Origin of the sequence: Janthinobacterium sp. (assembly GCF_009923995.1) — a bacterium.
In the GTDB taxonomy this organism is placed as follows: Bacteria; Pseudomonadota; Gammaproteobacteria; order Burkholderiales; family Burkholderiaceae_D; genus Janthinobacterium.
The window spans coordinates 21,052-42,150 of the sequence record NZ_RFSK01000030.1 but is presented as its reverse complement, the minus strand read 5'-3'; the positions used below and the strand labels follow the sequence as shown (position 1 = coordinate 42,150).

The following is a 21,099-nucleotide window of genomic DNA, read 5'->3' as shown; positions in this document are numbered from 1 at the left end:
GCCTATTGATGTGATATCGCCAATTAACAAGCAAGGAATGCACGATGGCCAAGAAAGAAGAGCTGGATCCGGAAACCCTGGAATTGATCAACTGGTGCATCGAGGTCGAAGGCTTCCTCGTGGCCGGCGGCGCCACCGTGGCGCAGGCGCAGGACCACATCGAAGAGCAGGTCGAGTGGTTTACCGACCAGTTCTATGACGGCTTGACGCCGGAAGAGGCGGCCAAGGAAGCCTTGGCCTGACCGGCCACAGAGATTTATCAACAACAACGCGGGCGGTGCCTGCCGGGCATCAGCCCGGTAGCGCCGCCCGTTTTGCTTTTCTGAAAAGATTTCTATCGGGCAACTTATTTTCCCTTGACTCCAGGCATCCATGACTCTCCGTTCGCGCATACTCTTATTGTGTTTCAGCACCTTGCTGGGCATCGTCCTCATCGCTTCCTTTTCCCTGTATTCCCTGCGCCAGACCATGATGGCCGAGCGCGTCGAGCAATTGACGGTGCTCGTCGAGCTGGCCAACGCTGCGGTGGAAAAGGCGTATGCGCTGGAACAGTCGGGCAAGCTCACGCGTGAGCAGGCCCAGCAGCAAGCCAAGCTGGCCATCGGCAGCTTCGTCAAGGACGAGATGTATTATTTCGTGCGCGATTTCAGCACGGACCTGCTGTACGTGCACCCGAACGCAGCGCGCATCGGCGTGCCGCAAAAGAACATGAAGCAGTCGGGCGACCGCTACCGCGCGGCCCTGGCCAACAGCCGCATCGGCCTCGTGCAGGCGGACGGCACGCGGCCCGGCGTGGCCGAGCCCGTGGCAAAGATGTATGCGGTGGTGAAATTTGCGCCGTGGGACTGGCTCATCGGCACGGGCACCTACATCGATGACATCAACCACAAGTTCTGGGCCCAGGCGGGCGTGCTGCTGGCCATCGGCGCGGCGCTGATGCTGGTGGTGGGCGGCCTGGCGGCCCTGATGCTGCGCCGCATCCTGGGCCAGCTGGGCGGCGAACCCGATTACGCGGCCGCCATCGTCGCGCAGATCGCCCAGGGCGACCTGACCACGCACATCGACACGCGCCCCGGTGACACGTCCAGCCTGCTGATGGCGATCAAGGCCATGCGCGACAACCTGGCGCACCTGGTGAGCCAGGTGCGCACGGATGCGGAATCGATCTCCACGGCATCGGGCGAGATCGCGTCCGGCAACCACGACCTGTCGGCGCGCACGGAACAGCAGGCGGGCTCCCTGGAAGAGACGGCCTCGACGATGGAAGAAATGACCTCGACCGTGCGCCAGAATGCGGACAATGCGCGCCAGGCCAACCAGCTGGCCATTTCCGCTTCGCAAGTGGCAAGCCAGGCGGGCGGCGTGGTGGGCCAGGTGGTCGAGACCATGGGCGCCATCAATGCCTCGTCGCAAAAGATCGGCGACATCATCGCCGTCATCGACGGCATCGCCTTCCAGACGAATATCCTGGCCCTGAATGCGGCCGTGGAAGCGGCGCGCGCGGGCGAGCAGGGCCGTGGCTTCGCCGTCGTGGCGACGGAAGTGCGCAACCTGGCGCAGCGCTCGGCCGCCGCCGCGAAAGAGATCAAGCAATTGATCGACAGTTCCGCCGAACAGGTGGGCGCGGGTGAAAAACTCGTCGCGCTGGCGGGCGAGACGATGGAAAAAGTCGTTTCCAGCGTGCAGCACGTGACCGATATCGTGGCCGAGATTTCCTCGGCCAGCGCCGAGCAGAGCGCCGGCATCGAGCAGATCAACCAGGCCATCGTCGAGATGGACAACATGACGCAGCAAAACTCGGCCCTCGTCGAGCAGGCATCGGCGGCGGCGCAGGCCATGAACGAGCAGGCGGCGGGCCTGGCGCAGATCGTCAGCGTGTTCAAGGTGGGCGCGGCGGTGCAGCGCGCGGCCCCGGCACCGCGCCGGCTGGGCCGCTAGGCGACTTTTTCTTGAGCGCAAGGGAACTTGGCGCCTGATCGTCTGTCAAACCCTTCTTGGTCCTTCGCGGACGTAGAGTAGAGGTGAGCATGACAGACGGTTTTTCCTATCACGCGGCGTTCGCCCGCAACCTGGGCTGGGTCACGCAGGCGGAGCAGGAGAGCTTGCGCGGCAAGCGCGTGGCCATCGCCGGCATGGGGGGCGTGGGCGGCGTGCATTTGCTGACCCTGGCGCGGCTGGGCATCGGCGCCTTCCACATCGCCGACTTCGACACCTTCGATATCGCCAACTTCAACCGCCAGGCGGGCGCCATGGTCTCTACCCTGGGCCAGCCCAAGGTGGCCGTGCTGGCGCAGATGGCGCGGGATATCAATCCCGAACTGGAGATTAAACAATTTCCCGATGGCATACATGACAGCAATCTGGCCGAATTCTTCGACGGCGTGGACCTGTACGTGGATGGCCTAGATTTCTTCGCTTTCCCCGCGCGCCAGGCCACGTTCGCCCGCTGCGCGCACCTGGGCATCCCCGCCATCACGGCCGCGCCGCTGGGCATGGGCACGGCCGTGCTCAACTTCTTGCCGGGCGGCATGACGTTCGAGGAATATTTCGGCTGGGGCGACTTGCCCGAGGAAGAAAAAGCCCTGCGCTTCCTCGTCGGGCTGGCGCCGGCCGGCCTGCACGGCCCCTACCTGGTGGACCCGTCCGCCATCAATCTGAAGGAGCGGCGCGGGCCGTCGACCATCATGGGCTGCCAGCTGTGCGCGGGCGCGGCCGCCACGGAAGCGTTGAAGATCTTGTTGAAACGCGGCAAGGTGCTGGCGGCGCCGCACGGCCAGCATTTCGATGCCTACCGCAACAAGCTCGTGCATACCTGGCGTCCCGGCGGCAACCGCCACCCGCTGCAACGCCTGGCGATGGCCATCATCAAGCGGCGCCGCGCGGCGCAGGGGGCATAAATGGCGCCAGCACTGCAGATCGATCCCGTCCTGGAAAACATCCTCGACCAGGCGCGCTGGGCGCCCAGCGGCGACAATACGCAGCCGTGGCGCTTCGAAGTCGTCGACGGGCGCCACGTCGTCGTGCACGGCTTCGATACGCGCAGCCATTGCGTGTACGACCTCGACGGCCATCCCAGCCAGCTGTCGCTGGGTGCCTTGCTGGAAAGCATGGCGCTGGCGGCCAGCAGCCATGGCTTGCGCATGGCGGCGCGCCGGCGCGCGGACATGCCCGAGACCTTGCCCACCTTCGACGTGCATTTTGTCGACAGTCCCGGCCTGGCGCCCGACCCGCTGGCGGCCTTCCTGCCCCGGCGCAGCGTGCAGCGGCGCCGGCTCAGCACGCGCCGCCTGCGCGCCAGCGAAAAGGCGGCGCTGGCGGCCAGCCTGCCGCCGGGCTACCAGGTGCAATGGTTCGAGGGCTGGCGCGCGCGCCTGGCCTGCGCGCGCCTGATGTTCGACAATGCCCGCCTGCGCCTGACCATGCCCGAAGCGCACAAGGTGCACCGCGACGTCATCGAGTGGGGCGCGCGCTACAGCGCCGACCGCATCCCGGACCAGGCATTGGGCGTGGACCCCATGACGGCGCGGCTGATGCGCTGGGTCATGCAAAGCTGGCGCCGCGTGGACTTCTTCAATACCTGGCTGGCGGGCACCGTCGCGCCGCGCCTGCAGATGGACTTGCTGCCAGGTATCTACTGCGGCGCGCATTTCCTGCTGCTGGCCGAGGCGCCGCCGCGCCACACGGACGACTATGTGGCGGCCGGCAGGGCCGTGCAGCGCTTCTGGCTGACGGCCACGCAGCTGGGCCTGCAACTGCAGCCGGAATTGACGCCGCTGATCTTTTCCCGCTACGTGCGCGAACGGCGGGCCTTTTCCCGCACGGATGGCATGCAGGAATTGGCGCAGGACCTGGCGGCGCAATGCCAGGCCGTGCTGGGGACGGCGGCCGCCGGGCGGGCCGTGTTTCTCGGCCGCCTGGGCGCCGGGCCGGCGGCGCAGGCCCGTTCCCTGCGCCGGCCGCTGCAGGACTTGCTGGTGGCGCCGGCCGAGGCAAGGCCGCCGGCGTGAACGGCATGCGCCGGGGCGCTGCCGCAGCGGAAAAAGCCGCCGGGGATGCCGGCGGCTTTTCAGCGGGGTGATGCCCATGTCAGGACTTGCGCTGTCCCTCTTGCTGGCGGCGCGCAGTCATGCCCAGGCCAAACAGGCCGATGCCCAGCAGGGCGATCGTGCCTGGCTCAGGTACTGCCGCCTGGAACAATTCCAGGCCGCCCCCATCGGCCATCGCGACGAAACTGTCGGTCAGGCTGCCGCCGACGAAACTGTTCGTATTCCCGCTGAGAGACTCCAGGGGGAAAAACGGATTGGGATTGACGAAGAATAATTGTCCTTGCGGAGTCAGCGTCGCGTTAAGCAAGGCCTTGAAGTCGCCTTGGGCCAGGCCGTCGAAAATGTGCGCTTCGCCCACATCGAGGGTGTAGGTCACGATTGCATAGTCATCCGCGGAGATGCCGCCCACGTTCACCGGCGAGCCTGCGACGTTGCTGAGCGACAGCGTCGTATCCTGGTTGGGATCGATGTACAGCGTCATGGTCAGGGTCTGGAAGGTGGCATGGATGCCGGCAGCCAGGGCGTCCGCCTGGCCGGTGATGGTGAACAGGCCATACATGCCATAGCCATTGAGGGCGTTCAGCTGCGATGGAATGCTGCCGTTGGCGGGGGTGCCGAACGCGGCCTTGCTCAGGAAGCCCGTTTCAGTGAAGGGATCGTTGCCGCCGCCGAGACCACCCACGATGGTCTGTTCGATGCGCGCGTGATATTCAAAGCTGATGCGGTCGGCCACCACCAGGTTGGGGGCGGCGCCGGGAACGGAACCTTCATTGACGGTAAACAAAGGACCGGCGGATGCGGGCGCGCTGATCAGCGCGGCGCCGATGACGGCCGCGGAGAGTGCGAGACGCAGGAATGAGGACAGCGGTTTCATGGCATTTCCTTCAGCGTGAGGGTTGATCGGACCAGGTCACTGTGGCGTCTGCCTCAGATAACCTCATACGCCCTTCAAGCAGAATTTGTACCATCTCATCTTTCTATTTACATTCAAGGACTTACAAAAACGGGTCAGCCATTTTGCGCGCGCGTGTAAAGAAAGCCGACGTTTCGCGCCGCCTGTTCACGGCGGCCGGGAAGGCCAGGGCCGGCGCGGCCCGCGTCTGGCACGGGACGGCGTGCCGGCAGGGCGCCGCTTGCGGGCGCCAGCCTTTCCCGTCCTGGGCTACAGTTGCAGGCAAAGGAGGTCACACCATGCAACTACCATCCCGTCACGCCCCGCTGCGTGCGCACAGCACGCCCGAACCGGATATCCCGCCGCCGCCCGAAGGCGATCCGCTGGTGCCGCCAGCGGAAAAGCCGCCCCACACGGAGCCCGTGCCCGTCGAGGAGCCGACGCCGCCGCCACCCGTCAAGATGGGCTGAACGCGAGGCGCCGTGCTGCCGCACGCCCTGTTTATTTCTAGTCGGAAATGGATTGCGCGGGCGGCCGGATAGCCACGCCATTTAAACAACAAAAATGCCAATAAACGTTGCCGAGTGGATACAAATCAAGGCTGAACTGCTGTGTGTCATGCGGCCGTCACGATTCTGTTCTTATAATGAGACATCATAAAAATTCTTGTACAGGAGACCATCATGGGCAATTCCTTGCATAACAAAATTTACCTGGGCCGTCGCCCTGTGATCACCAGCAAGAACATGGTGGCACTGGCGCTGGCTGGCGCCGTGGCTGGTTGCGGCCTGGCCTGGCTGCTGCTGCGCAGCTACAAATAAGCGCCGTCCTGGCGTCTTTTCAGCGCGCCGTCCGCGGGGCGGGCGGCGGCTGAATCACGTTGCCTGTTGCCGATGCGCAGCGGGGCGCGTACCATGGGGGCCGAACACCTGGCCTTTTATGGAAAAGTAATGAAGAACGAGAAATTAACAACCGATGAATATGACGCGCTGGAGCAAGTTGCACGCGGCATCAAGACCGAGCGCCCCAGCGCTTGCGTTGCTCGCAATGCCAAGCGCCTGTCCGGCCTGAAGCTGCTCAGCTACGCGCGCGATGGCCGCCTGTCCATCACCGAGAAGGCCCAGCAGATGCTGTTCCTGCGCCGCTGCATCATGGGCTTGCGCGCCGTGGCTGCCGATCCGCTGACCAAGCTGGACACGGACGTGGCCTACTTCCTGGGCAAGAAAGCCCACATCGTGGCGCGCGCCGAAGGCGAGGGCCACGACATTTCCGACAAGGGCCGCGACTCGCTGGCCGACATCGACACCCTGGGACTGTAACAGCCGGTCCCTGCCACCGGCCCCTGGGGCCGGTTTTCATATCCCCCATGCATTGATAAACCATCCCCTTTGGAGAACACTTTGGACAGCGCGATGAACTGGTCGGCCCACGAACTGACGATGACGGTCCTGATGACGCCCGATATGGCCAACTTTTCCGGCAACGTGCACGGCGGCACCATCCTGAAATATCTCGACAGCGTCGCCTATGCCTGCGCCAGCCGCTATTCGGGCAGCTACGTAGTGACCCTGTCCGTGGACCAGGTGATGTTCCTGCAGCCCATCCACGTGGGCGAACTGGTGACCTTCCTGGCCTCGATCAACTACACGGGCACGACGTCGATGGAAGTGGGCATCCGCGTGGTGACGGAAAACATCCAGCAGCGCCTGGTGCGCCACGCCAACAGCTGCTACTTCACCATGGTGGCCGTGGATGCCAACCGCAAGCCCGTGGCCGTGCCGCCGCTGGTGCTGGAGACGCCGGAGCAGCAGCTGCGCTTCGAGCAGGCCAAGCTGCGCAAGCTGTCGCGCCAGAAGGTGTCGAAGAAGTAAATTGCCGGACAATAAAAAAACGGCCACCAGAGCGATCTGGTGGCCGTTTTTTTATTGTCTGCCGCCTGCTGGCGGCAGGGAACCGTGATTAACGGTCGCCGTAGCTGCGGCGTGCGCCGTCGGTGCTGCGCGGGTTGGAACCCTTGTAGCCGCCGCCGGTGCTAGGTGCGCCGTCTTTACGCGGTGCGCCCGGCTTGCTGAACGTGCGTTGGCCCGGTTTCGCGCCGCCGCGGTTGTCGCCTGGTTTCCAGCCGCCTGGACGGGCGCTCGAACGTGGTGCCGAGGCCGTTTTCTTCGGCTCGAAACCTTCGATGACATTGACCGGGATCAATTGCTTGGTGAAGCGTTCGATGCGCTTGACGTTCATGCCTTCAGCGTGGTTCACCAGCGAGATGGCCAGGCCATTGCGGCCAGCGCGGCCGGTACGGCCGATGCGGTGGACGTAGTCTTCCGGGAACTTCGGCAGGTCGTAGTTGAACACGTGGGTGATCGTTGGCACGTCGATGCCGCGGGCGGCAACGTCGGTGGCAACCAGCACCTTCACCTGGCCGCGGCGCATGCCGTCCAGGGTGCGGTTACGCGCGCCCTGGTGCATGTCGCCGTGCAGGGCGGCAGCCGAGAAACCGGCGATGTTCAGGCGGTCGGCGATGGTGTCGGCGTCACGCTTGGTGGCGGTGAACACAACAGCCTGGTCCAGCGTTTCGTCGCGCAGCAGGTGGTCCAGCAGGCGATTCTTGTGCGACAGGTCGTCGACGAAGTGCACGCGCTGCGTGATGTTTTCATGCTTGTTGCTCGAGCTTGCCACCTGGATGACCAGCGGGTTTTTCGTGATGCGGCGGGCCATGTTGCCGACCACGCCATCCAGGGTTGCCGAGAACAGCATGGTCTGGCGGCCTTCCGGCGTCGCTTCGACGATTTTTTCGATGTCGTCGATGAAACCCATGTCCAGCATGCGGTCGGCTTCGTCCAGCACCAGGATTTCCAGTTGCGAGAAGTCGATCTTGCCCGAATCCATGTGGTCGATCAGACGGCCAGGGGTAGCGACCAGGATCTCAGGATTCTTGGCCAGCAATTGCATCTGTTTCGGGTAAGGCATGCCGCCCAGGATCGATACGGCCTTGATGCGGCGGATGCCGGTGCTGTACTTGTCGGTGTTGGTGGTCACTTGCAGGGCCAGTTCGCGCGTCGGCGTCAGCACCAGCATTTTTGGCTGGGCAGCCTTGAAGCGTGGACGCTCGCCACGGGCGCGCGATGCTTGCATTTCCTGGTTCGGCGTCTTGCCGGCGGCGCTTTGTTCGGCGCTGGCCAGTTTGTGCAGCGACGGCAGCATGAATGCTGCGGTCTTGCCCGAACCGGTCTGCGACGAGACCAGCAGGTCACGGCCTTCGATCGCGGCGGGAATCGCTTGCGACTGTACCGCGGTTGGCGCGGTGTAGCCCGATTCGGTCAGAGCGGCGAGGATGGACGGATGCAGGCCTAAGGATTCAAATGTCATTCTTTTTCTTTCGTGAAAATCAGCGTTCTTGCAAAAAGCAGAACGCAAAATAGCAACGCCAACCAAAACGAAATGACTCAACTAGAAAGAAATTTCGGCACAAAAGCTTTGCGCCGGGACGGTGTCAGGTGCGACACACAAGGCGGGAGGGCTTTATTAAGCGGCATCCTGTGGATGCGCTAAGGCTTGCGAAGCTGCTAAGTTTGTAGTGCATGTAACTGCGGTGTTGCCATCGCTTCAAGGAAACATATTGCAGCGCACAACGACACTATACCGTATTTGCCGGCATTTTGCACTGTCTAAATGGGAATAAACGCGGGGCCTACCACGTTTTGTCCGTGTTTCCTATGTGAAATCAGTATGAATACGTAGTTTTCGCGCAGTTCCCGGCCCATCAGGCGAGCAGGGCGCTCATGTCGGCGGGCAGCGGCGGCGTCTGCGTCGCTTCCCGCGCCAGGTTGATTTGCCGCGCCGCCCGGGCCACGTCGATCAGGCCGCGTTCCAGCTGGTAACTGCCCCTGGCATGCAGCCACGCCAGCACGTCGGCCAGGTGCCAGATGGTGGCGCTGCCTTCGTGCACGGGGGCGGGAAAGCTGTGGCGGTGTTTGTTCATCAGCTTGTGCAGGTTTTGCCGGGACAGGCCCAGCACCTGGGCCACGTCCGTCAGCCCCACGAAGTCGGGCGCGGCCTCGACGAGGCGGGCGCCGGGCACGACGGCTTTCACGTCGGCCATGGCGCTTTGCAGCGCCGCGCTGGCGCTGCCGGCCTCGCGCGTGAATTCCAGCGCCAGGCGGCCCGCTTGCCCGATGCCCACGAGCGCATCGTCGCAGCCGCCGCTGCCCAGGCGCCCGGCCAGCGCGTCGAGGTCGGTTTCGTCGTCCGGCAGGCGGTATTTGAGGGTGAAGATGTAGTCCATGGCTATTCCCTGGTCTGGCGCTGCTCGAAGGCATGCAGCAGCTTGTGCACGCTGCAATGATCGACCGCCCGGCGGATCGCCCGCGCGTGGTTGCCGGGATTTTTCGGCGTGCTCCAGATGCAGGCGATGCAGAATGCGCCGCAACGGCAGCCGTCATTATTGTAGGGGCAATAGATCTTGCCCCAGGCATGGCTGCCGCCCGTTTCCACGCGCCAGCCCTGGCTTTCCGCGTGGCGCAGCGCCGCTTCGATTTCTTTCTTGGGGTGCGGGGAGCGCGCCATGCGATGCCTCCAAGGTAGACCGTTATTTGACGGTTGTCAAGTGACAACCGCCAAATAACGGTCATCACCGCATTACTCTACTTCCGGATTGACGGCCATCACTTGCGAAAAGCCGCCATCGACGTAGGTAATCTCGCCCGTGATGCCCGAGGCCAGGTCGGACAGCAGAAAGGCGGCCGTGTTGCCCACTTCTTCGATGGTCACGTTGCGCCGCAGCGGGGCGTGCTCGGCCACGAAGCCCAGGAGTTTACCGAAATCCTTGATGCCGGAAGCGGCCAAGGTCTTGATGGGGCCGGCGGAGATGCCGTTGGCGCGGATACCGCGCGGACCCAGCGATTCGGCCAGGTAGCGCACGGACGCTTCCAGCGAGGCCTTGGCCAGGCCCATGGTGTTGTAGTAGGGCACGGCGCGCACGGCGCCCAGGTAGGTCAGGGTCAGCACGGACGCGCCCGGATGCAGCAGGGGCAGGGCGGCCTTGGCCATGGCAGGAAAGCTGTAGGCGGAAATGTCGTGGGCGATGCGGAAACTGTCGCGCGACAGGCCGTCGAGGAAGTCGCCGGCGATGGCTTCGCGCGGGGCGAAGCCGATGGCGTGCACGAGGCCGTCGAGGTGTTCCCAGTGCTGCGCCAGGTCGCGGAAGACGGCGCTGATCTGCTCATCGCTGGCCACGTCGCAGTCGAAGACCAGTTCGCTGCCGAATTCGGCCGCAAATTCCGTGATGCGCTCCTTGAAGCGCTCGCCCACATAGGTGAAGGCGAGGGTGGCGCCTTCACGGTGGCAAGCCTTGGCGATGCCGTAGGCGATGGAGCGATTCGACAGCAGGCCCGTGATGAGGATTTTTTTGCCTTGCAAGAAAGCCATGACGACTCCTGTCTGGGTGGTGGGCGGGTAGAGCGGATGTACCACCGGCCGCGACAGCTAGGCTGTGGCGGCCGGTGGGCATCAGGTGCTGGGCGGGTGGCGTAGCCTGACAACGCCTGACAGCAGCGTCGCGACGCGCACTAGCTTATGCCAGGTGTACTCAATGGCGGGCCTTGGCGCGGTTGTTGCCGCCGCCGCGCTGGATGCGCGGTTTCACCAGGGAGATGGGCGCGGCCTGCACCTTGCCACCCTTGGCGGCGCGGTGCGCGGCCTTGGCGACCCGTTCGGGACGGTCCGCTTCCAGCAGCATGGTGGCGCTGTCGGCGATTTCCTGGGTGATGTCCTTGTTCATCGTGGCCGACGTTTTCGGCACGAGGATGGTGGAACCGGCACGCAGGCGGGTACGCTGGGGAATGTTGTTGGCCTGGCGCAGCACGTCGGCCGTGGTGCCGAATTTCGACGCCAGGGTTTCCAGGCGTTCGCGCGCGTTGGTGATCTTGTGCGTGGTCCAGCTCGACAAGGCATGGCCCCATTGCGCCAGGTTGGTGGTGAACTTGGCGGCGTTTTCCTGTGGCAACAGGATCTTCGTCTTTTCGCCGCCGATGATGACGGGGCGGTTAAATTGGGGATTCAGGGCCTTGAATTCGTCCATCGACAGTTCGGCCAGCTGGGCGGCGACGGTGATGTCGATGTCGCTCGTCTTGTCGATGGCCGTGAAGTAGGGCTGGTTGTCGACGACGGGCAGGGTCAGGCCGTACTGGGCCGGATTGGCGATGATGTTCTTCACCGCCTGCAGCTTGGGCACGTAGTTGCGCGTCTCGGCCGGCATCAGGTCGGCCAGGCTTTCGAAATCGGTGGGCTTGCCCAGCGCCTGGTTTTTCTTGATGGCGCGCTGCACGGAGCCTTCGCCCCAGTTGTAGGCGGCCAGGGCCAGTTGCCAGTCGCCAAACATGTCATACAGGCGCTGCAGATACGTCAGGGCCGCATCGGTCGAGGCCAGCACGCCGCGGCGCTCGTCCTTGAACATGTTCTGCTTGAGGTTGAAGTCGCGTCCCGTGGCGGGCACGAATTGCCACATGCCGGCCGCATTCGCGCTGGAGAACGCCTGCGGGTTGAAGGCGGACTCGATGAATGGCAGCAAGGCCAGTTCCGTCGGCATGCCGCGCTTTTCCAGTTCCTGCACCACATGGAAGATGTAGCGCGAGGCGCGCGCCGTCGTGCGGGCGATGTAGTCGGGGCGGGTGGCGTACCAGTTGACGTGGTTGGCCACCAGCTGGTTGTTAATGTCGGGAATCGCATAGCCGCTGCGGATGCGGCCCCAGACGTCGGCTTCGCGCAGCGGATCGGAGCTGTCGCTGAGGTTTTTCAGCAGGCGGTCGGTCTTTTGCAGGCGGTTGTCGAGGGTGGGGAGTTTCGCCGTGACTTGGGGCGTCATCGGGATCAGGGCAGGTGCGGCGGCGGCGACTGGCGCGTTATCGCTCTCAACACCGGCTTCGTACGCCTGGCTGAGGGCGGGCGCAAGCGCCAGGGCCAACGCCGCCAGGACGGTCGATTTAAAGGAGTTTTCGTGCATAGTGTTCCATTGTTGTCGTCGGAGAAACATCGGACAGACCCATGATTAAGCAGCGAGTGTACGTATATCCACATGCCGGAGTCAAGAATTATGTCAGCATGATGACAGCACATAGGCGGAAATAGCTAAGTTTCCATTCGCCAATAGTGCAATTATTGCAAATTTAATTTGCCGTTTGCGTGATTCGGCCGCTGTTATAGCATACATGGCGACGAAGCCGGCGCAAGCCTGGCAAGCGCCGGGTATGAGACTGCGCAAAGAGTGCGTACAATTTGGCTTTGGCTGGCCAATTGCGCGCCGGCCACGTCACCGATAGAGAGTACGCATATGAACACCCCGCCGCGCCACGACGACGACCACGCCGTCATCATCGCCAATACCGTTGCCTGGATGGAAAAAGCCGTGATCGGCCTGAACCTGTGCCCGTTCGCCAAGGCCGTGCACGTCAAGAAGCAGATCCGCTACGTGGTCTGCGATTCCAGCAATCCGGAAGATCTGCTGGCGCTGCTGATGGACGAGCTGCAAATCCTGGCCGATGCGGACCCCGAGCAGATCGACACGACCCTGCTGATCCACCCGTACACCCTGAACGACTTCCTCGACTACAACGAATTCCTCGACGTGGCCGACGCGGCCGTGGAAGACATGCACCTGGCCGGCGAACTGCAGGTGGCCAGTTTCCACCCGCACTACCAGTTTGCCGAGACGTTCGAGGACGACATCAGCAATTACACCAACCGTTCGCCATACCCCACCCTGCACCTGCTGCGCGAAGACAGCATCGAGCGCGCCGTGGAAGCGTTCCCGGAAGCGTCCGAGATTTTCGACAAGAATATTGCCACTCTGGAAAAACTGGGCATCGACGGCTGGGAAAAGCTCGGCGTGCCGAAGGTGTCCTGATGGCGGACAAGGACTTGCCGCTGCGCCCGGACACGCCCTGCGTGGCCGTGTGCTCGACCACTTTCGATGAAATCTGCCGCGGCTGCGGCCGCACCGTGGTGGAAGTGGCCCACTGGGTGTCGATGACGGATGAAGAGAAGGAAGTGGTGTGGGTACGCATTCTGGCGCAGGGGTATCCGCGCCGGAATACTTGATTTGACCCAACGGCAACTGCTGGGGTCAGACCCCCAAGGACGCTAACGCAGAGCTCAGCGTTGGCGGCCGCGAGGGTCTGACCCCGGTACTATTGGCGTCAGCTATTAATAACTGCCAATAAAATCTTTTTTACCGACTTCGATGCCGTTGTGGCGCAGGATGTCGTACGCCGTCGTTGCGTGGAAGAAGAAGTGCGGCAGCGCGTAGTGGAACAGATAGGTCTGGCCCGTGAAGTGCTTGGTCTTTTCGCCGCTGCCGGTGGTGATGGCGCGCGTTTCGCTGCCGTCGATGTCCGCCTGCGGCAGGCTTTCCAGGAAGGCGATGGTTTTCACGATGCGCGCCTTCAGTTCAGCAAAGCTCTGTTCGCTGTCTTCATACGGCGGCACGGCCACGCCGGCCAGGCGCGCGCCGCAGCCTTTGGCGAAGTCGGTGGCGATCTGGATCTGGCGCACGAAGGGCAGCATGTCCGGGAACAGGCGGAACTGCAGCAGGGCGTTCGGGTCGATTTTCTTGTCTTGCGCGTGTGTTTCCGCCTTGTCCAGGATGGCGGCCAGGCTGCCCAGGATCTGTTTGAAGACGGGGATCGATGCGGAATAGATGGAGAAGGTCATGGTGGTTCCTCTAGGTGAAGTGGCGCGATGATAGCAAGCGGCGCGGTTTTCTGCTGGCCGCCATGGGCGCTGCGCACGCACGTGTGGTTTTTCGGCCCTGTGCATATGGCATGCGGCGGCTGGCAGCGCGTGTTTATTGGTGACTTTTCCCGCTTTTTCCATGCATAATTGCTTCTGAAAAAGTTTCTTCCCGCCCCATCCACCCGGATTCCCCCGTAAAACGTTCGATGATCGCTCGCCAGATCCCTGTTGCCCCGTTCCTGCATGTCTAATTCACCCTACCAACGCCTGCGTGCCCGCCTGAGCGCCCTGTATGGCTCGTCGATCTATGGCGCCCTGCTGCTGGTCGTGTTTGGCGGCCTGGTCATTCCCGCCATCATCGGCAGCTACCTGCTGGTGGGCGTGCACGAGCGCCAGTCGGCGCGCACCAGCCTGAACGAATCGCTGCAGCGCAACGCCGACATCCTCGCGCTGGGCATGCAGGAATCCCTGTGGAACATGAATGCGGAATCGGCCCATTCGCTGGTCGAATCGGTGATGCGCGACCGCGCCGTGCTGCTGGTGCAGGTGGTGGGGCAGGGCGACACGGAATTCATCCGCCTGCAGGCGCCGCAGCGTTCCGTGGGCAATGTGTACCGGGCCGAGCGCGACATCCTCGTGCGCGGCGAACGCATCGGCCACGTCGTGGTCGAGATGGACGATGCGCGCAGCCAGCAGGAGCTGCGCGAAAAGCAGGTGGCGTATATTTTCGTGCTGGGCGCGCAGCTGGCCGTGTCGATGGCGCTGATCGTGCTGTTCCTGAACCGCCGCCTGCTCAAGCCGCTGCGCCGCCTGATGCGCTTTTCCGACCGCCTGTCGCACGGCGATTTCGACACGCGCCTGGATTCGGGCAGCAATGACGAGCTGGGCCGGCTGGCGGCCCAGCTGGAACAGATGCGCGCCGCCATCGGCCAGCTGTTCGAGGACGTGGGCCAGCGCGAGGAGCGCTTCCGCACCATCGTCACGCAGGTGCCGGGCGCCGTCTTCCGCTACCGGCCCGACGGGCCCATCGACTTCGTCAGCGACGCCATCGAGGAAATCGCCGGCTATTCCGCGCGCCAGTTCATGCGCGGCACCACGCATGCCTGGGCCGACCTGATCTGTCCGGAAGACCGCCGCGAACACCGCCGCGCCGTCAGGCAGGCCGTGCTCGAGGTGCAGCCGTACGCGCTGGAATACCGCATCATCGACGCCTTCGGCACCGAGCGCTGGGTGGCCGAGAACGGCCAGCCGCAGGCGGGCGAGCACGGCGTGACCTGGGTGGACGGCATCATCGCCGACATCAGCCAGCGCAAGCACCACGAAATGCGCATCGAGGCGCTGCTGACGGAACAGAGCGCCATCCTCGACAACGTCATGTTCGGCGTGATGTTCGTGCGCCACCGCCGCATCATTTCCGTGAATCGCCGCTGCGAAGACCTGTTCGGCTATGATCCCGGTCAAATGATGGGCAATTCGACGGCCATCGTCTTCACTTCCTCGTATGATTTCGAGGAGGCGGGCGAGCGCCAGTACCCGGCCCTGGCCCTGGGGGGCGACTTCAGCGAGGAACGCCAGTACCAGCGCCGCGACGGCAGCCTGTTCTGGGCGCTCGTCAGCGGCTGCGCCCTCGATCCGCTGCGGCCCAACGAAGGCAGCATCTGGGTGTATGCCGACATCACGGCGCGCAAGGAAGCCGAGGAAAAGCTGCGCCTGTCGGCCACCGTGCTCGAACATATCGCCGACGGCGTGATGGTGGTCGATGCGGACGGCATCATCGTCACCATCAATCCCGCCTTCACGCAGATCACGGGCTATAGCGAAGCGGAGGCGCTGGGGCGGCATGCGTCGCTGACGCGCTCGGAACGCCACGACGCGGCCTTTTACCAGGCCTTGTGGGAGGAACTGGCCGTCTCCGGCTTCTGGCGCGGCGAGATCTGGAACCGGCGCAAGAACGGCGAAATCTACCTGGAGTGGCTGACCATCAGCGCCGTGCGCGACACGCGCGCCGGCACCACCCATTACGTGGGCGTGTTCAGCGACATCACCCTGATCAAGGAGTCGCAGGAAAAGCTCGACCACATGGCGCACCACGACCCCCTGACGGCGCTGCCGAACCGGCTGCTGTTCCACGACCGCCTGCAGCACGCCCTGCAGCGCGCCGGACGCGACCAGGAGCAGCTGGCCATCCTGTTCATCGACCTGGACCGTTTCAAGAACGTCAACGACACCCTGGGCCACCACGTGGGCGACGAATTGCTGCAGAAGGTGGCCGGCCAGCTAGCGGCCCGCCTGCGCGAAGGCGACACCCTGGCGCGCCTGGGCGGCGACGAATTCATCGTCCTGCTCGAGCGTATCGATGGCGAGTATGGCGCCACGCAGGTGGCGGAAAAGCTGATGACCATGTTCGAGCAGCCGTTCACGGTGGCCGACCATGAACTGTTCGTCACCTGCAGCGTGGGCATCAGCCTGTATCCGGACGATGCGCTGGACTTGAACATGCTGATCCGCAATGCCGACGTGGCCATGTACCAGGCCAAGGCGCGCGGGCGCAACGGCTACCGCTTCTACGCGCCGTCGATGACGGGCGAGGGCGTCGAGCGCCTGCGCCTGGAAACCTTTTTGCGCCGCTCGATCGAGAAGAACGAAATCTTCCTCACTTACCAGCCGCAGGTGGAAATCGACACGGGCCGCCTGGTCGGTGTCGAGGCGCTCGTGCGCTGGAATCACCCGGAACTGGGCCTGGTGCCGCCGGCCCGCTTCATTCCGCTGGCCGAGGACAGCGGCTTCATCAACCAGCTGGGCAAATGGGTGCTCGACGCGGCGTGCCGCCAGATGATGCACTGGCAGGCGCAGGGCCTGCGCGTGCCGAAGATGGCCGTGAACCTGTCCGTGAAACAGTTCGAGCGGGGCAGCATCGCCGGCATGGTGGCCGACATCCTCCGGGAAACGGGCCTGGAACCGCAGCGCCTGCAGCTGGAAGTGACGGAATCGGTGATCATGAACACGGGCGACGCGCTGGGCTTCATCAACGACCTGCATGCCATCGGCGTGGGTCTGGCCATCGACGACTTCGGCACCGGCTATTCCTCGCTGGCTTACCTGAAACAGCTGCCCGTGCAGACGCTGAAGATCGACCGCTCCTTCATCAAGGATATCTCGACGGACGTCAACGACGAGGCCATCGCCATTGCCATCATCCAGCTGGGCAAGAGCATGCACTTGTCCGTGATCGCCGAAGGCGTGGAGACGGAAGAGCAGGCGGCGTTCCTGCTGCGCCACGGCTGCAAGCTGGCGCAAGGCTATTTATATAGCCGTCCGGTGCTGGCGCAGGATATGCTGGAGCGCTGGCTCGACCACCCACCACGATAAAGGACTACCCATGGCCGCACACTCTTCCACTTCGCGCCGCCGTTTCCTGCTCGGTGGCCTGGGCTTCGGCGTGGCCGGCGTGGGCGCCCTGGTGCTGGGCTGGGGCGTGCTGCCGCCGCGCCAGCGCCTCCATGGCAGTGCGCCGCTGCCCGTCACCGACGGGGCCGTGGCCCTGAACGGCTGGCTGGCCATCCAGGCCGACGGCACGGTGCTGCTGGCCATGCCGCGCAGCGAAATGGGGCAGGGCGTGCATACGGCCCTGCCCATGCTGGTGGCGGAGGAACTCGACGTGGCTTTGAGCAGCGTCAAGCTGATCCAGGCGCCCATGGATAAAATCTTTGGCAATGTCGCCATGCTCAAGGACAGCCTGCCGTTCCACCCGGACGACCAGGGTCGGCTGAAGGCGCTGGCGCAGTGGACGGTGGCCAAGGCTGCGCGCGAACTGGGCGTGATCGTCACGGGCGGCTCGTCCAGCGTGAAGGATGGCTGGGGCCCCATGCGCGAGGCAGGCGCCTGCGCGCGCGCCATGCTGCTGCAAGCGGCCGCGGCACAGTGGCAGGTGCCGGCCGCGCAGTGCCGCACAGAACAGGGCGAAGTGCTGCATGCGGATGGCCGGCGCGCCAGCTACGCCAGCCTGGCGCAGCGCGCCGCCGGCATGGACCCGGGCACGCCCGCGCTCAAATCCCCCGGGGAGTTCAAGCTGATCGGCCAGCCGGCGCCGCGCCGCGACACGCCGTCGAAAGTCAACGGCAGCGCGCGCTTCGGCATCGATGCCCGCCCGCCCGGCATGCTGTATGCGGCCCTGCAGCTGCCGCCGCGCCTGGGCGATGCCGTCGCCGCCTTCGATGCGGTGCCCGTGCTGGCGCTGCCCGGCGTGAAAAAGGTGGCGGACCTGACGCCGGCGCTGCGCCAGCGGGGCACGGCGTCTCCCTCCTGCGTGGCCGTGGTGGCCGACACGTACTGGCGCGCGAAGACGGCGGCCGCCGCCCTGGCCGTGCAGTGGCAGGCGGGGCCGCAGGCGGCCCTGTCCAGCGATGCCGTGTATGCCGGATTTGCCCGCCTGCTCGACAGCGAGGCGGGCCATGCGTATTACGCCAGCGGCGACGTGGAGGGCAAGGCCGTGCAGGCCTTGCGCAGCGTCAAGGCCGAGTACCGCGCGCCTTTCCTCGCGCATGCCGCCATGGAACCCGTCAACTGCACCGCGCAGGTGAAAAATGGCAAGGTGATGTTGTGGGTGTCGACGCAGGCGCCCGGCATCGCCGTCGACGTGGCGGCCAAGGTCGCCGGCGTCGCTGCGCAGGACGTGACGATCGAGGTGCTGCTGCTGGGCGGCGGTTTCGGCCGCCGCCTGGAAGTGGACATGGTGGCGCAAGCCGTCGCCATCGCCCTGCAGTGCGATGGCCTGCCCGTGCAGCTGCTGTGGACGCGCGAGCAGGATACGCAGCACGATATGTACCGTCCCGCCGCGCTGGCCCGCTTTGCGGCCCGCCTCGACGCGCAGGGCCGTATCGCGTCCTGGGACAACAAATCCGTCAGCGGTTCCATCACGCACCAGTTTTTGCAGCGCAATTTCGGCTTGCCGGGCGCGGGGCCGGACAAGACCACGGCCGAAGGCGAATTCGACATGCCCTATGAGATCGCCAACCAGCGCATCGCCCACGTGATCGCCGACAGCCCCGTGCCGATCGGCTACTGGCGCTCCGTCGGGCACTCGCATAACGCGTTCTTCAAGGAAAGTTTTATCGATGAGCTGGCCCACGCGGCGGGGCAGGACGGCGTCGCCTTCCGCCGCGCCATGCTGGCGCAGCACCCGCGCCACCTGGCCGTGCTCGATGCGGCGGTCGCCAGGGCGGGCACGCCGCCGCCCGGTCACGCGCACGGCGTGGCCCTGCACCAGTCCTTCGGCAGCATCGTCGCGCAGGTGGCGCAGGTATCCGTGGAAAACGGCGAAATCCGCGTGCAGCGCGTCGTGTGCGCCATCGATTGCGGCATCGCCGTCAATCCGAACATCATCGCCCAGCAGATGGAATCGGCCGTGCTGTTCGGCCTGTCGGCGGCGCTGGGCGGCGAGATCACCTTCAAGGAGGGGAAAGTCGAGCAAAGCAACTTCCACGACTATCCCGTGCTGCGCATGGGCCAGACGCCCCAGGTGGAGACCCTCATCATCGCCAGCGCCGAGCATCCCGAGGGCGTGGGCGAGCCGGGCACGCCGCCCATCGCGCCGGCCGTGGCCAACGCCGTCTTCATCTTGACGGGGAAACGGCTGCGCAGCCTGCCGCTGCGCCTGGCCTGAGATGGGTCAGGCCAGGGTAGCGGCCAGTAATTGACGCAGATTGCAGTCGCGCTGCCAGTCGCGCCGCTCCGGCGTGCTGGTCGACAGCCGCGCCAGTTCCTCGGCACCAAGCGCCTGCTGCGCCTGCACCATGAGGTGCGCCAGGCCGCCGTCGGGCAAGACCGTGCCGAAGAAGGCCACGTTGTCTTCGCGCTGGATCAGCAGGGTGGGGAAGTTGTCGATGTCGAGGTCGCCCACCACGTCGGCCTGGTCTTCGATGTCGATCCAGACGAAGAGCGTGTCCGGGTGGCGCGCGGCCAGTTCCTCGAACGTGGCGCGGTAGCTGCCGCACGTGCCGCACCACAGCGCGCACAGGCAGGCCACGGTCCAGCGCGGGCCGGCCAGGGCTGCCGCGACGTCGCTGCGGTTATCGGTCGTGAGGGTCAGGCTGTGCATGGTCATCTATATGAGTAGGGCAATGGACGCGGGGCGCCCGATGCGCGTATTCTACCGCGCCCGGCCGGCGCAGTCCCGAGAATGCATGGGCTTGTTTATCCGTGTTTTTTGATGCAACCCACCTTTCTGGTGGATAATGCTGGTAATTGCGCGCTGATTACGCTGGTCCATGCTGTTTCCTGGCCCCGCAGCCTGACTCCTCCAGTCTGTTTCATGCCCTGCCCGGTGTCAGCGCTCCCGCCTTTGTTTATTTTTATTATGGAATTAGCCAGCTTATGTTGAGTTACCGCCACGCCTTTCACGCGGGTAATCACGCCGATGTGTTGAAGCATTATGTGCAGATTCAGTTGTTGCAGTACCTGAATCAAAAAGATACCGCCTATAGTTATATCGATACCCACTCCGGCGCAGGCGTATATGCGCTCGACGGCGGTTACGCCTCGAAGAATGCCGAGTACGAAACGGGCATCGCGCCCCTGTGGGACCGCACGGACCTGCCCGCCTCGCTGGCCGAGTACATGAAGCTGATCAAGGAAATGAATCCGAGCGGCAAGATGCGCTATTACCCGGGTTCGCCGTACTGCGCCGACAAGGTCAGCCGCGAGCAAGACCGTCTGCGCCTGTTCGAGCTGCACCCCGCCGATGCAAAGATTCTGGCAGACAACTTCCGCAAGGTCGAGGCGCATGCGCTGGCCCAGGGCGAGCGTCCCACCGTGCGCGGCAAGCGCGTCATCATCACCAAGGCGGACGGCTTCCAGAGCCTGAAAGCCCTGCTGCCGCCCCCATCGCGCCGCGCGCTGGTGCTGATCGATCCGCCATACGAAGACAAGATGGATTACCGCAAGGTCAAGGACACCCTGGCCGACGCCCTCGTGCGCTTCCCGTCGGGCATGTATGCCGTCTGGTATCCGGTGCTGCAGCGCATGGAATCGCGCCAGTTCGCCGACAAGCTCAAGCAGCTGCCCTGCTCGGACTGGCTGCACGTGACCCTGACGGTGAACACGCCGTCGCCGGACGGCTTCGGCCTGCACAGCAGCGGCATGTTCATCCTGAACCCGCCGTACACCCTGGAGCCGATGTTGCGCGAAGTCATGCCGTACCTGGTAAAAGTGCTGGGCCGCGACGATGGCGCCAAGTTCGTGCTGGAGACGGGCAAGGGCGGACAGAAAAACACGGGCACGCGCCGCGTCTGAGGGCGCCTGAACTAACCTGCTGCGCGTCGGGACAGGCGGGCTGCGATGCTCACCGTACCAGTACTGGAGTACGGTTGCGCTTCCTGGCCACCTCGCCCTTGCGCCCGCTACGGTGTTGTCAGGTGTCGTAACCATCGTAGTTAAGCA

The 21,099-nt window shown here is 64.4% G+C and carries 21 protein-coding genes; 13 read left to right on the top strand and 8 right to left on the bottom strand.

Features of this window, described 5'->3' with window-relative positions:
• Positions 1 to 44: 44 nt before the first annotated feature.
• From EBS11_RS15920 to EBS11_RS15905, 4 genes are all read left to right on the top strand, one after another.
• Positions 45 to 242 carry a hypothetical protein gene (locus EBS11_RS15920; protein WP_010399555.1) on the top strand — a complete coding sequence of 66 codons (198 nt, stop codon included), beginning with the start codon at positions 45 to 47 and terminating at the stop codon, positions 240 to 242.
• A gap of 130 nt (positions 243 to 372) precedes the next feature.
• Positions 373 to 1,938 (top strand): methyl-accepting chemotaxis protein, encoded by a 1,566-nt coding sequence (locus tag EBS11_RS15915; RefSeq protein ID WP_290604274.1) that lies wholly within the window; start codon positions 373 to 375, stop codon positions 1,936 to 1,938.
• Positions 1,939 to 2,027: 89 nt separating this feature from the next.
• Positions 2,028 to 2,897 (top strand): ThiF family adenylyltransferase, encoded by an 870-nt coding sequence (locus EBS11_RS15910; protein WP_290604272.1) that lies wholly within the window; start codon positions 2,028 to 2,030, stop codon positions 2,895 to 2,897.
• Positions 2,898 to 4,007, top strand: coding sequence for a nitroreductase family protein (locus tag EBS11_RS15905; protein ID WP_290604270.1), 1,110 nt, complete (start codon positions 2,898 to 2,900; stop codon positions 4,005 to 4,007).
• A gap of 79 nt (positions 4,008 to 4,086) precedes the next feature.
• Here EBS11_RS15905 and pepA read toward each other — a convergent pair whose 3' ends face one another.
• Positions 4,087 to 4,920, bottom strand: coding sequence for a flocculation-associated PEP-CTERM protein PepA (pepA, locus tag EBS11_RS15900; RefSeq protein WP_290604268.1), 834 nt, complete (start codon positions 4,918 to 4,920; stop codon positions 4,087 to 4,089).
• Positions 4,921 to 5,237: 317 nt separating this feature from the next.
• Here pepA and EBS11_RS15895 point away from each other — a divergent pair, with 317 nt between their 5' ends.
• From EBS11_RS15895 to EBS11_RS15880, 4 genes are all read left to right on the top strand, one after another.
• The gene (locus tag EBS11_RS15895; protein WP_290604266.1) at positions 5,238 to 5,408 is read left to right on the top strand and encodes a hypothetical protein; all 171 of its coding nucleotides are present in this window, start codon (positions 5,238 to 5,240) and stop codon (positions 5,406 to 5,408) included.
• A gap of 213 nt (positions 5,409 to 5,621) precedes the next feature.
• Entirely contained in the window at positions 5,622 to 5,759 is a 138-nt protein-coding gene (locus tag EBS11_RS15890) for a hypothetical protein (protein WP_290604265.1), read from the top strand.
• Positions 5,760 to 5,888: 129 nt separating this feature from the next.
• Entirely contained in the window at positions 5,889 to 6,257 is a 369-nt protein-coding gene (locus EBS11_RS15885; protein ID WP_131372926.1) for a hypothetical protein, read from the top strand.
• A 93-nt stretch (positions 6,258 to 6,350) separates the two neighbouring features.
• The gene (locus tag EBS11_RS15880) at positions 6,351 to 6,809 is read left to right on the top strand and encodes an acyl-CoA thioesterase (protein ID WP_152258266.1); all 459 of its coding nucleotides are present in this window, start codon (positions 6,351 to 6,353) and stop codon (positions 6,807 to 6,809) included.
• An 88-nt stretch (positions 6,810 to 6,897) separates the two neighbouring features.
• Here EBS11_RS15880 and EBS11_RS15875 read toward each other — a convergent pair whose 3' ends face one another.
• The 5 genes from EBS11_RS15875 to EBS11_RS15855 form a co-directional block, all read right to left on the bottom strand.
• Positions 6,898 to 8,304 (bottom strand): DEAD/DEAH box helicase, encoded by a 1,407-nt coding sequence (locus EBS11_RS15875; RefSeq protein ID WP_071322891.1) that lies wholly within the window; start codon positions 8,302 to 8,304, stop codon positions 6,898 to 6,900.
• Positions 8,305 to 8,698: 394 nt separating this feature from the next.
• Positions 8,699 to 9,220: an AlpA family phage regulatory protein gene (locus tag EBS11_RS15870; RefSeq protein ID WP_290604261.1), complete on the bottom strand. Its 522-nt coding sequence runs from the start codon at positions 9,218 to 9,220 to the stop codon at positions 8,699 to 8,701.
• Positions 9,221 to 9,222: 2 nt separating this feature from the next.
• On the bottom strand, positions 9,223 to 9,501 hold the full coding sequence (locus EBS11_RS15865; protein WP_290604259.1) for a hypothetical protein: 279 nt from the start codon (positions 9,499 to 9,501) through the stop codon (positions 9,223 to 9,225).
• Between the two features lie 72 nt (positions 9,502 to 9,573).
• Positions 9,574 to 10,362 carry an enoyl-ACP reductase FabI gene (gene fabI / locus EBS11_RS15860; RefSeq protein ID WP_290604257.1) on the bottom strand — a complete coding sequence of 263 codons (789 nt, stop codon included), beginning with the start codon at positions 10,360 to 10,362 and terminating at the stop codon, positions 9,574 to 9,576.
• Positions 10,363 to 10,522: 160 nt separating this feature from the next.
• Positions 10,523 to 11,935 (bottom strand): transglycosylase SLT domain-containing protein, encoded by a 1,413-nt coding sequence (locus EBS11_RS15855; protein ID WP_290604255.1) that lies wholly within the window; start codon positions 11,933 to 11,935, stop codon positions 10,523 to 10,525.
• A 327-nt stretch (positions 11,936 to 12,262) separates the two neighbouring features.
• Here EBS11_RS15855 and EBS11_RS15850 point away from each other — a divergent pair, with 327 nt between their 5' ends.
• Positions 12,263 to 12,835 (top strand): DUF1415 domain-containing protein, encoded by a 573-nt coding sequence (locus EBS11_RS15850; RefSeq protein WP_290604253.1) that lies wholly within the window; start codon positions 12,263 to 12,265, stop codon positions 12,833 to 12,835.
• A complete protein-coding gene (locus EBS11_RS15845) occupies positions 12,835 to 13,029 on the top strand; it encodes a DUF1289 domain-containing protein (RefSeq protein ID WP_290604251.1) in 195 nt (64 codons plus the stop codon). The genes EBS11_RS15850 and EBS11_RS15845 overlap by 1 nt, the downstream gene beginning before the upstream one ends.
• A 105-nt stretch (positions 13,030 to 13,134) precedes the next feature.
• Here the strand turns inward: EBS11_RS15845 and EBS11_RS15840 are convergent, their stop codons facing one another.
• The gene (locus tag EBS11_RS15840; protein WP_034779265.1) at positions 13,135 to 13,641 is read right to left on the bottom strand and encodes a DUF1993 domain-containing protein; all 507 of its coding nucleotides are present in this window, start codon (positions 13,639 to 13,641) and stop codon (positions 13,135 to 13,137) included.
• Between the two features lie 264 nt (positions 13,642 to 13,905).
• Here EBS11_RS15840 and EBS11_RS15835 point away from each other — a divergent pair, with 264 nt between their 5' ends.
• Both EBS11_RS15835 and EBS11_RS15830 read left to right on the top strand, forming a co-directional pair.
• Positions 13,906 to 17,031 carry an EAL domain-containing protein gene (locus EBS11_RS15835; RefSeq protein WP_290604247.1) on the top strand — a complete coding sequence of 1,042 codons (3,126 nt, stop codon included), beginning with the start codon at positions 13,906 to 13,908 and terminating at the stop codon, positions 17,029 to 17,031.
• Positions 17,032 to 17,041: 10 nt separating this feature from the next.
• Positions 17,042 to 19,324, top strand: coding sequence for a molybdopterin cofactor-binding domain-containing protein (locus EBS11_RS15830; protein ID WP_290604245.1), 2,283 nt, complete (start codon positions 17,042 to 17,044; stop codon positions 19,322 to 19,324).
• A 6-nt stretch (positions 19,325 to 19,330) separates the two neighbouring features.
• On the opposite strand, the gene EBS11_RS15825 is transcribed toward EBS11_RS15830, so the two are convergent.
• Positions 19,331 to 19,759, bottom strand: coding sequence for a thioredoxin family protein (locus EBS11_RS15825; protein ID WP_290604243.1), 429 nt, complete (start codon positions 19,757 to 19,759; stop codon positions 19,331 to 19,333).
• 275 nt (positions 19,760 to 20,034) lie between these two features.
• On the opposite strand from EBS11_RS15825, the gene rlmJ reads away from it, so the two are divergent.
• Positions 20,035 to 20,952 carry a 23S rRNA (adenine(2030)-N(6))-methyltransferase RlmJ gene (rlmJ, locus tag EBS11_RS15820; RefSeq protein ID WP_290604241.1) on the top strand — a complete coding sequence of 306 codons (918 nt, stop codon included), beginning with the start codon at positions 20,035 to 20,037 and terminating at the stop codon, positions 20,950 to 20,952.
• Positions 20,953 to 21,099: the final 147 nt, after the last annotated feature.

Bases quoted from the DNA above. Each gene is read 5' to 3' on its own strand.
- fabI (WP_290604257.1), bottom strand. From the start codon at position 10,362: ATGGCTTTCTTGCAAGGCAAAAAAATCCTCATCACGGGCCTGCTGTCG.
- EBS11_RS15920 (WP_010399555.1), top strand. From the start codon at position 45: ATGGCCAAGAAAGAAGAGCTGGATCCGGAAACCCTGGAATTGATCAAC.
- EBS11_RS15915 (WP_290604274.1), top strand. From the start codon at position 373: ATGACTCTCCGTTCGCGCATACTCTTATTGTGTTTCAGCACCTTGCTG.
- EBS11_RS15870 (WP_290604261.1), bottom strand. From the start codon at position 9,220: ATGGACTACATCTTCACCCTCAAATACCGCCTGCCGGACGACGAAACC.
- EBS11_RS15910 (WP_290604272.1), top strand. From the start codon at position 2,028: ATGACAGACGGTTTTTCCTATCACGCGGCGTTCGCCCGCAACCTGGGC.
- pepA (WP_290604268.1), bottom strand. From the start codon at position 4,920: ATGAAACCGCTGTCCTCATTCCTGCGTCTCGCACTCTCCGCGGCCGTC.
- EBS11_RS15890 (WP_290604265.1), top strand. From the start codon at position 5,622: ATGGGCAATTCCTTGCATAACAAAATTTACCTGGGCCGTCGCCCTGTG.
- EBS11_RS15880 (WP_152258266.1), top strand. From the start codon at position 6,351: ATGAACTGGTCGGCCCACGAACTGACGATGACGGTCCTGATGACGCCC.
- EBS11_RS15855 (WP_290604255.1), bottom strand. From the start codon at position 11,935: ATGCACGAAAACTCCTTTAAATCGACCGTCCTGGCGGCGTTGGCCCTG.
- EBS11_RS15850 (WP_290604253.1), top strand. From the start codon at position 12,263: ATGAACACCCCGCCGCGCCACGACGACGACCACGCCGTCATCATCGCC.
- EBS11_RS15825 (WP_290604243.1), bottom strand. From the start codon at position 19,759: ATGCACAGCCTGACCCTCACGACCGATAACCGCAGCGACGTCGCGGCA.
- EBS11_RS15830 (WP_290604245.1), top strand. From the start codon at position 17,042: ATGGCCGCACACTCTTCCACTTCGCGCCGCCGTTTCCTGCTCGGTGGC.
- EBS11_RS15875 (WP_071322891.1), bottom strand. From the start codon at position 8,304: ATGACATTTGAATCCTTAGGCCTGCATCCGTCCATCCTCGCCGCTCTG.
- EBS11_RS15865 (WP_290604259.1), bottom strand. From the start codon at position 9,501: ATGGCGCGCTCCCCGCACCCCAAGAAAGAAATCGAAGCGGCGCTGCGC.
- rlmJ (WP_290604241.1), top strand. From the start codon at position 20,035: ATGTTGAGTTACCGCCACGCCTTTCACGCGGGTAATCACGCCGATGTG.
- EBS11_RS15845 (WP_290604251.1), top strand. From the start codon at position 12,835: ATGGCGGACAAGGACTTGCCGCTGCGCCCGGACACGCCCTGCGTGGCC.
- EBS11_RS15905 (WP_290604270.1), top strand. From the start codon at position 2,898: ATGGCGCCAGCACTGCAGATCGATCCCGTCCTGGAAAACATCCTCGAC.
- EBS11_RS15885 (WP_131372926.1), top strand. From the start codon at position 5,889: ATGAAGAACGAGAAATTAACAACCGATGAATATGACGCGCTGGAGCAA.
- EBS11_RS15835 (WP_290604247.1), top strand. From the start codon at position 13,906: ATGTCTAATTCACCCTACCAACGCCTGCGTGCCCGCCTGAGCGCCCTG.
- EBS11_RS15895 (WP_290604266.1), top strand. From the start codon at position 5,238: ATGCAACTACCATCCCGTCACGCCCCGCTGCGTGCGCACAGCACGCCC.
- EBS11_RS15840 (WP_034779265.1), bottom strand. From the start codon at position 13,641: ATGACCTTCTCCATCTATTCCGCATCGATCCCCGTCTTCAAACAGATC.